The following is an 866-nucleotide window of genomic DNA, read 5'->3' as shown; positions in this document are numbered from 1 at the left end:
CGCGAAGCGACTGCCGGGCAGCTTGAAACGCTCAAGGCCAGGCTCAAGCCAGTCGATCAACCGATCCTGCTGCACGGCCATTGCCACCAGAAGGCCTTTGGCGCGGTGAGCCCGATCATCGACGTGCTCAAGCTGATTCCGGGCGCCAAACCCGAACTGATCGAGTCGAGCTGCTGCGGCATGGCGGGCAGTTTCGGCTACGAGGCCAGCCATTACGAGGTGTCGATGCAGATGGCCGAGCTCAGCTTGCTGCCCGCCGTACGCCAACAGCCCGACGCCATCGTAGTGGCCGACGGCACCAGTTGCCGCCACCAGATCCGTGATGGCGCGCAGCGCGAAGCGGTTCATGTTGCGGTGTTGCTGGCCCGGCAGCTGCAGGACTGAAGCCTGCAGCTGCGCTGGATGTTACGGGCGGGACAGGCGCCACGCATTCACAGCCAGGTAGCCGTGCCCCGCAGCGCAAGGGGCGCCAACGCACACGGAATGCGTTAAGCTTGTTGCGCGTCTGAGGACGCTTTTTTGTGCAGCGTTTCCATCAAGGTAAAAATGTCCCGTCAAAAATTAGAACACCTTCCTTTCACGATGGACGCCGGTGTCGCCCATCGCGCGGCGCTGGGCCTGATCGTCCTTGCCACCGACATCACCCTGGAACACGAGTGGCACGAGATGATCCACCTGCCCGGCGTGGTCACGCACACCAGCCGCCTCTACAACGCGGCGGCGATCAACCCGGATACCCTGGCGGCGATGGAAAAGGACATCGCCGGCGCCACCGCGCTGCTGCGCCCCGGCGAAAAAATCGACGTCGTCTCCTTTGCCTGCACCTCGGGGTCCATGGTCATCGGCGAGGAGCATGTGTTTTCCCG

Annotated in this window: 1 protein-coding gene and 1 pseudogene; both read left to right on the top strand. The window is 63.4% G+C overall.

Annotated elements, in window-relative coordinates:
• Window positions 1-384, top strand: a pseudogene (locus tag ABW22_RS16465) (hypothetical protein); the annotation flags it as partial.
• A 162-nt stretch (window positions 385-546) separates the two neighbouring features.
• The coding region (locus tag ABW22_RS17675) for a hypothetical protein (protein WP_237763396.1) at window positions 547-866 on the top strand (320 nt) is incomplete at its 3' end.

Source organism: Thiobacillus denitrificans, from assembly GCF_001530125.1.
Lineage (GTDB): Bacteria > Pseudomonadota > Gammaproteobacteria > Burkholderiales > Thiobacillaceae > Thiobacillus > Thiobacillus denitrificans_C.
This window is presented reverse-complemented; position numbering and strand designations above follow the sequence as displayed.